7 protein-coding genes are annotated in these 7,130 nt (G+C 48.1%); 6 read left to right on the top strand and 1 reads right to left on the bottom strand.

Translation table 11 applies throughout. The features are described from left to right. The 6 genes from ACY69O_RS01300 to ACY69O_RS01275 all read left to right on the top strand — a co-directional run. Window positions 1–650: flagellin (locus ACY69O_RS01300; RefSeq protein WP_462331663.1), on the top strand; the 650-nt coding region annotated here is incomplete at its 5' end. Between the two features lie 193 nt (window positions 651–843). Next, entirely contained in the window at window positions 844–1,674 is an 831-nt protein-coding gene (locus tag ACY69O_RS01295) for a nitrogenase iron protein NifH (RefSeq protein ID WP_462331662.1), read from the top strand. Window positions 1,675–1,692: 18 nt separating this feature from the next. Next, window positions 1,693–3,003 carry a nitrogenase component 1 gene (locus ACY69O_RS01290; protein WP_462331661.1) on the top strand — a complete coding sequence of 437 codons (1,311 nt, stop codon included), beginning with the start codon at window positions 1,693–1,695 and terminating at the stop codon, window positions 3,001–3,003. Further along, window positions 3,003–4,163 carry a nitrogenase component 1 gene (locus ACY69O_RS01285; protein WP_462331660.1) on the top strand — a complete coding sequence of 387 codons (1,161 nt, stop codon included), beginning with the start codon at window positions 3,003–3,005 and terminating at the stop codon, window positions 4,161–4,163. Before ACY69O_RS01290 ends, ACY69O_RS01285 begins: the two co-directional genes overlap by 1 nt. A gap of 38 nt (window positions 4,164–4,201) precedes the next feature. Further along, entirely contained in the window at window positions 4,202–4,861 is a 660-nt protein-coding gene (locus ACY69O_RS01280; protein ID WP_462331659.1) for an ABC transporter ATP-binding protein, read from the top strand. Beyond that, window positions 4,858–5,628 (top strand): ABC transporter permease, encoded by a 771-nt coding sequence (locus tag ACY69O_RS01275; protein ID WP_462331658.1) that lies wholly within the window; start codon window positions 4,858–4,860, stop codon window positions 5,626–5,628. The genes ACY69O_RS01280 and ACY69O_RS01275 overlap by 4 nt, the downstream gene beginning before the upstream one ends. Window positions 5,629–5,702: 74 nt before the next feature. Here the strand turns inward: ACY69O_RS01275 and ACY69O_RS01270 are convergent, their stop codons facing one another. Then, a complete protein-coding gene (locus ACY69O_RS01270; RefSeq protein ID WP_462331657.1) occupies window positions 5,703–7,124 on the bottom strand; it encodes an alanine/glycine:cation symporter family protein in 1,422 nt (473 codons plus the stop codon). Window positions 7,125–7,130: the final 6 nt, after the last annotated feature.

Below are 7,130 nucleotides of genomic sequence, written 5' to 3'. Positions count from 1 at the left end.
TGTCAGGTCCGAAGCTGTTGTCTGGCGATAAAGTTGGTATTTCCCGTGCTGATGAGATTGTTTACACGGCAAACAATGAGAGCGCCATTACCGTTACAGCCATGAACAGCGGTACCAGCGGTCAAATCGCGGGCTTTACGGTCAGCGTATCTGATACGGATGGAAATATCAAAAAATCGGTCAATGCGGTACTTGATGCTTGGAATGAAACGATTATCGGGGAAAACGAAGAAATAGAAGATACTGCGGTTGTTCTGCAGATTGGCACGAAGGCAAATCAGGCAATAAAAATTGCTTTGGGTGATATGCGTGCGGTGGCTTTGGGATTGCAAGGGACTGACGGTTCAACGCTGAACATCGGAAGTCAGAAGCAGGCTACAGCAGCTATCAATGTAATGGATAATGCAATTCAAAAGGCGCTTGACCAACAGACTGCTATCGGTGCGGTACAGAGCAGACTCGAATACACATCAACGAACCTTGTAACGGCCATTGAGAATGTCCAGGCGTCCGAATCTGCGGTTCGCGATGCTGATATGGCACAGGCAATGACAGAGTACACGAAGAATAATGTTCTTCTGTTGGCAGCACAGTCCATGCTTGCGCAGGCTAACCAAAATTCCACTCAGGTTCTTATGCTGCTGAGATAAGGACATTTCGAACAGATTTTGATTCACTCCTTTCATATTATGAAGCATAACCGCCGTACGGCTTAACTGTACGGCGGTTTTAGTTTGCGCTTTTTTAAGGAAAAACTTACCGATTGGCGGTATAAATTGTTTAGTTGTTTTTTTGAAGATAGGTTATACTGTTAGTATATGATGACCGATAGGAGGTCTGTTGATGTTTAGAATTGCGATTTACGGAAAGGGCGGTATAGGTAAATCCACCACAGCCGCGGCGCTCTCCTGCGCGTTTGCGGAGAAGGGGCTGCGTGTGCTGCAGGTGGGCTGCGATCCTAAAGCCGATTCTACTTTATATCTCCACGGCGGGAAAAGGATTCCGACGATTCTTGAGACGCTTAGAAAGAAGCGTGCTTCGGCGGAACTGAATGATTTAGTGTTTGAAGGTGTCAGCGGTATCATGTGCGCTGAATCCGGCGGGCCCGTACCGGGGCTTGGCTGCGCGGGGCGCGGTATAGCTGCTGCCTTTGAGGCCCTTGAGGAACGTGAAGCATTCGATATAATAAAACCTGATGTGGTTATTTATGATGTTCTTGGCGACGTGGTGTGCGGAGGGTTCGCTATGCCTATCCGCGAGGGCTATGCGGACCAGGTCTATATTGTTACCTCAGGAGAAAATATGGCTATATACGCGGCAGCGAATATTGCAATGGCTGTGAGCAATTTCAGGGAGCGCGGTTATGCTTCTCTTGGCGGAGTGATACTCAATCGGCGCGGCGTACCTGATGAGCGTGAAAAGGTTGAGACGCTTTGCAGTGACATAGAATCCTCTATTATAGCCGACCTTCCGCGTGATAATACCATCGCGGAGGCTGAGCGTCAGAATCGTCCCGTTATGGAAGCTTTTCCTGACTGTGCGTTTGCAAAGGAAATAAGGAGCCTTGCCGAATACATTTTTGCAAATGCGCCCCAGAGCGGTGAAGACAGAGGGATTCTTTACGCAAGCTCCGATATGGAAGGCAAGCGCGCAGCAGACAAATGTGATTTGTGAGCTGCAAAGGGTGAAGCTATGAAGGAATTTCAATACATTAAGGATATAGAATATGTCTATCGCGCGGATATCGGTCTTTCTTATTCCAGTCCGTGCCGCGGAGCGTGGAATATAGTACATTATGGGACACTGGTGCCTGAGGGGCATCAGATTTATGTGTGTCCTGTGAGCTGCCTTCGGGGAGTGGTTCTGACCACTGCGGAGATGGGGCCGGAGGCCATGGAAAAGCTCTCAACTATCGCGGTGGGCGAGGATAATATTTTGAACGGAGACCTGGAGGAACAGGTTCTGCACGGTGTCGAGCATATTATTGACACGCTGCCGAAGCGCCCGCGTATGGTCATGATTTTTACAAGCTGCATTCATCATTTTCTTGCGGTGAATTATCAGCGTGTCTATAAAATCCTGCGAAGCGAGTATCCGGATATAGATTTTATAGACTGCTACATGAACCCCATAATGAAAAGGAAAACTCCACCTATGCCGTCGCTCAGACGGCAGATTCTGCGCGTGCTGAAGCCTGCGGAGCTTGATGAAAAGCAGGTGTCCTTTGTGGGGAACTGCTTCCCCATGGAAGAGCACTGCGATTTGACGAATTTCCTGCGGGAGAATGGGATACGTATATGCGATCTCACCACAATGCGCAAGTATGATGACTTCAAGGTCATGGAGCACTCAGGAATAAATTTTACCTTTCATAATGCGGCAGCATGGGCGGGAAAGGATTTGGAAATACGTCTCAAGCAGCGCTGGCTTGTTATGAGAGAATCCTATGATTACGATACAATTGATGCGGATATGAGCGCGGCAGCGGAGGCATTGGGGCTTTTGCCACTGAGCAGTGAAACGGTGCGAGAGGAAAGGGAAAAGACCGAGGCGGCTGTTGACAGGCTGAAAGCTGCGCTTGGAGATGTTCCTGTTTCCATAGATGACAGCGCGGTCGACAGGCCTCTCGAGCTGGCTCTGTATCTTACTCGACATGGATTCCGTGTGGAATCGGTGGTTATGGATGTCAATTCCGAGCCGGAGGAGGTTTTCTATGCTCTTCAGCGGGAAAAACCTGAGCTCAAGATTTATTCGGCGCACGGCTGGAATATGCGCCGCGCACGCACAAAATACGAAGGTAAAATCGTAGGCATAGGGCAAAAGAGCGCATATCTCTATGACACTCCGTATTTCGTAAATATGACTGAAAATGCGGGACTCTATGGATATGCCGGAATACGGCGGCTGATGGAGCTTATAGAGGAAGCAGCGGCAGAGCCGAAGGATATGCGTACGCTTATACAGCAAAAGGGCTGGAACTGCTGCGTTAAGGAGGACTGCTGATGCGCGACTGGCATGTGCATGTTTTCACATCTACATATACGGCAGATGTATCGGGAGTATGCTCGGTTATGTATGAGCTGGGCGGAATGACGATACTTCATGATCCTGACGGGTGCAACTCCACCTATACGACGCATGATGAACCTCGCTGGTACGGTTCGAAGGCGCTGATGTTTGCGTCGGGGATAGACGAGCTTACGGCTGTCCTTGGCGATGATAATGTTCTCATTGATGATGTATGCGCGGCGGCAGAGGATTATAAGCCTCGCTTTATTACTCTCTGCGGAGCGTCTATTCCTCATATTATTGCTTTTGATTTTAAGGGAGTCGCGCACATTATAGAAAAAAAGACGGGTATACCTGTGCTGCCTGTCCCTACAAATGGGCTTCGCATGTATACCGGAGGTGTCGGACTTGCGCTCAGGGAATGGTTTCGGCGCTTTGCTGACTTCTCTCTGCGTTCAGAGTCCAAGACAATAAATCTTCTCGGCGTTACTCCTATAGATTTCTCCAGGCAGGAAATTGTTGATTCCATGAAGGCAGCTTTTGAAAAGCGTGGATTTAAGGTACAGGCTGTCGGTGCCATGGGGGAGAGCTTCGAAGGGCTGCAGGAGGTGTGCCGTGCCTCTGTAAATGTGGTGGTTTCCTCGGCAGGCAGGCTGCCCGCGAGATTCCTGCAGGAAAAGGCAGGGATTCCTTTCGTGGAAGGAACTCCTGTAGGCAGCGGAATGACTGATAAAATCGCTGAGGCAGTACTTCAATCTGAAAATGACAAGAAGAACCGCAAAGTGTTTGAAAGGGGGTTGTTTTTGCCGGGTGAAGAAGCCGGCATAAAGAAAAATGACCTTTTGGTTGTGGGCGAGGAAGTATATGCGTTCTCCATGGCACAGGCAGCGGCTGATGTTCTGGGGCAGAATGCCGAAATCCGTGTGATTTACCCTGATGTGGAAGAGGGAATCGACGAGGAGGCTTTGGTAGATGCAATTAATTCGTCAGAGGCTGTTTTGTGCGACCCGCTCTACCGCAATGCGTTCAGACAGAGCACCGCACGCCTTATTCCTATGCCCCACGAGGGTTATTCCGGACGAATTTTCCGAAAGGATATACCCGTGTTTACGGGAGATGATTTTGATAATGCAGGATTTTTAAAACAGAGCTGATAATTTGTTTAACAGGAACTGTGACAGGGGGGAGCATAATGTCCTTGCTGGAATTTAAGTACGTTGCATTTTCTGTGGCGGATAAGAATATTCTCAGTGATATATCCGTCAGTGCAGAGGCAGGAGATTTTATTTCAGTTGTCGGCCCGTCGGGGAGCGGAAAAAGTACCTTTCTTAAACTATGCAGTGATTTGATAAGCCCTACAAAAGGGGAAATATTTTATGACGGTAAAAATTTCATGGATTATTCTCCTGTTGAGCTGCGGAAGGAAATAGGGTATTGCTTTCAGATTCCTCATCTTTTCGGAAGCACGGTAATGGATAATATCAAATTTCCTTACGTAATTCGTAAAAAGAAACCGGATATGGAAAGGATAAAATCGTTGTTCGACCAATTCCGAATGTCTGATGATTACTTGAACCGTGACGTGGAAAATCTTTCGGGCGGTGAAAAGCAGCGGCTGTCTCTCATAAGGAGTATGCTCTTTATGCCGAAAATCCTCCTCCTTGATGAAGTCACCTCTGCTTTGGATGTAGACAATACCCTTCTTGTGGAGGATATAATTGCATCGGTTAATGCTTCGGGAACAACAATTCTTTGGATTACTCACAGCCCGGAGCAAAGCAGAAAATATGCCAATAAGATACTTACTATTGAAGAAGGCAGGGTCAAGTCCTTTGAGGAGGTGGCAAAATGAACAATACAGCCAGTGTAGATGTCATGTCGTTGGTGTTCACGTCTTCCCTTGTTCTGGTGGCGCTGTTTTTTTCCTATTGGCAGAAACTCAGATTGGAAAAGGATATTATAATCAGCGCGGTACGGGCAGTTATTCAGCTTGTGGCCGTGGGCTATGTGCTGGAATATATTTTCGGCTGCGAAAGTCCTGTTTTTACAACACTTCTGCTTTTGGTTATGTTTTTCAATGCCGCCTATAATGCTGCAAAGCGCGGAGTAGCCGTGAAAAACGGGCTGCCCATTTCCTTTATTGCCATAACTGCGGGTGCCAGCGCAACCATTTTCGTTCTGGTGATGTCAAAAATTATTAAATATGAGCCGTATCAGGTGGTGCCCATCAGCGGCATGATTGTAAGCAATGCCATGATTGCTTTGGGTTTATGCTATCGTCAATTGGCTCAGGATTTCAAGAATAAACGTGCAGAGGTAGAAACAAAGCTCTCTCTGGGAGCTGATATTCTGCCGTCCTCCATTGAAATCATCCGTGATGCCATAAAGACAGGAATGCTTCCGACACTGGATGCAGCGAAGGCGCTGGGTATCGTATCACTGCCCGGCATGATGACAGGTCTTATTCTGGCAGGAGCGCATCCAATGGAAGCGATTAAATATCAGCTGATGGTTTCCTTTATGCTCATGTCTACTACATCAATTGCATCTTTTATTGCCTGCTATATGGCTTACAGAGATTTCTTCAATGCAAGAAAGCAGGTTATCTTCATCAAGTGAACAATTTGCTTCTATGAAAAAGCTCCCATATGTCGGAGTAAAATCCGGCGTATGGGAGCTTCGTGTTTTGTAAATTATTTACTTTTTTCCATTCCCCAGGCGTGGATTCCTGTGGTATCGCCCATGACTTCAGGAGTGAAATCAGGTTCGACGGTGCCTGAGCGTTTCTTTTCTATGTAATCTTCAAGAGCCACATACGCGTATTTCGCGAGACGGGCAATGGCATAGAGATTTGTTAAAGCGAGGAAGCCCATGAAAATATCGGAGAGATTCCAAACGAGAGGAAGCTGCGCTACACATCCGAAGGCTGCCATGATTACGACCAGCACACGGTAGAACGTCAGCGGGAGCTTCGTTTTAAGCTCAAAGAACGCAATATTGATTTCGCCGTAGTAATAGTTGCCGATTACCGAGCTGAAAGCAAAAAGCAGAATCATAATCGCGACTGCGCCGGGGGCGAGAGAACCGAAAATGCTTTCAAGGGATTTCTGCGTGAGCTCGATACCTGTAAGTTCGCCGCCGATGGTGTACTGCTCTGAGAGAAGAACAATGAATGCCGTAGCCGTGCAGACAATCCATGTATCAACATAGACACCGAATGCCTGAACGAGGCCCTGCTTGACAGGGTGGGAGACGTGCGCGGTAGCCGCAGCGTTCGGTACGGAGCCCTCACCTGCTTCGTTGGAGAAAAGACCACGGCGTACGCCTGTGAGAATCGTAGTTCCGAGACCACCGCCCACAGCAGCCTGCGGAGTGAACGCATCATGGAAGATGAGCGCAAACATGGCGGGAACCTTGTCGATATTCATGATGATAACGGCAAGAGCCGTCAAAAGATAAATGCCTGCCATTATAGGAACAAAATACGCCGTAATCTTTGCTATACGGAGCATGCCTCCCGTTATGGAAAAGGCAGTAAGCAGCGCAAGTACCACCGCAGTCATAACCGGAGGAACCTGGAAAGCGGATTTTACCGCAAGGGCTATGGTGTTTGCCTGTACGGAAACGTATATCAGACCGAAGGTCACGGCAAGAAGTACAGCAAAGAGCTTTGCGACTGCAGGCTGATTGAGACGGTTCTGAATGTAATATGCAGGTCCGCCGTGGAAATTGTGCTTTCCTCGTGGCAGCTTGTAAATCTGTGCAAGAGTGCTTTCGATAAAGCCTGTAGCGCTTCCGATAAAGGCGATTACCCACATCCAGAAGATTGCGCCCGGACCGCCTGTTACGATTGCGATAGCGACACCGGCGATATTGCCGACACCGACTCGGGAGGCGGTACTGACACAGAATGCCTGGAAAGAGCTTACCGCACCTGCGGAGTGTTTTTTGTTTCCTCCCGGAACCAAAAGGCGAAGCATTTCAGGCAGCATACGGAGCTGTACGAAATGTGTGCGCAGGGTGAACCATATGCCGCTGGCAATGAGAACGACTATGATGATATAAGTCCATAGAACATTACTTATATCAGAAATGATTGAGTTGAAAAGTTCCATAGGTGT

The organism is Schwartzia sp. (in: firmicutes), from assembly GCF_978017985.1.
This window is presented reverse-complemented; position numbering and strand designations above follow the sequence as displayed.

Coding starts and splice junctions, on each gene's coding strand:
- ACY69O_RS01295 (WP_462331662.1), top strand. CDS start 844: ATGTTTAGAATTGCGATTTACGGAAAGGGCGGTATAGGTAAATCCACC.
- ACY69O_RS01285 (WP_462331660.1), top strand. CDS start 3,003: ATGCGCGACTGGCATGTGCATGTTTTCACATCTACATATACGGCAGAT.
- ACY69O_RS01290 (WP_462331661.1), top strand. CDS start 1,693: ATGAAGGAATTTCAATACATTAAGGATATAGAATATGTCTATCGCGCG.
- ACY69O_RS01275 (WP_462331658.1), top strand. CDS start 4,858: ATGAACAATACAGCCAGTGTAGATGTCATGTCGTTGGTGTTCACGTCT.
- ACY69O_RS01270 (WP_462331657.1), bottom strand. CDS start 7,124: ATGGAACTTTTCAACTCAATCATTTCTGATATAAGTAATGTTCTATGG.
- ACY69O_RS01280 (WP_462331659.1), top strand. CDS start 4,202: ATGTCCTTGCTGGAATTTAAGTACGTTGCATTTTCTGTGGCGGATAAG.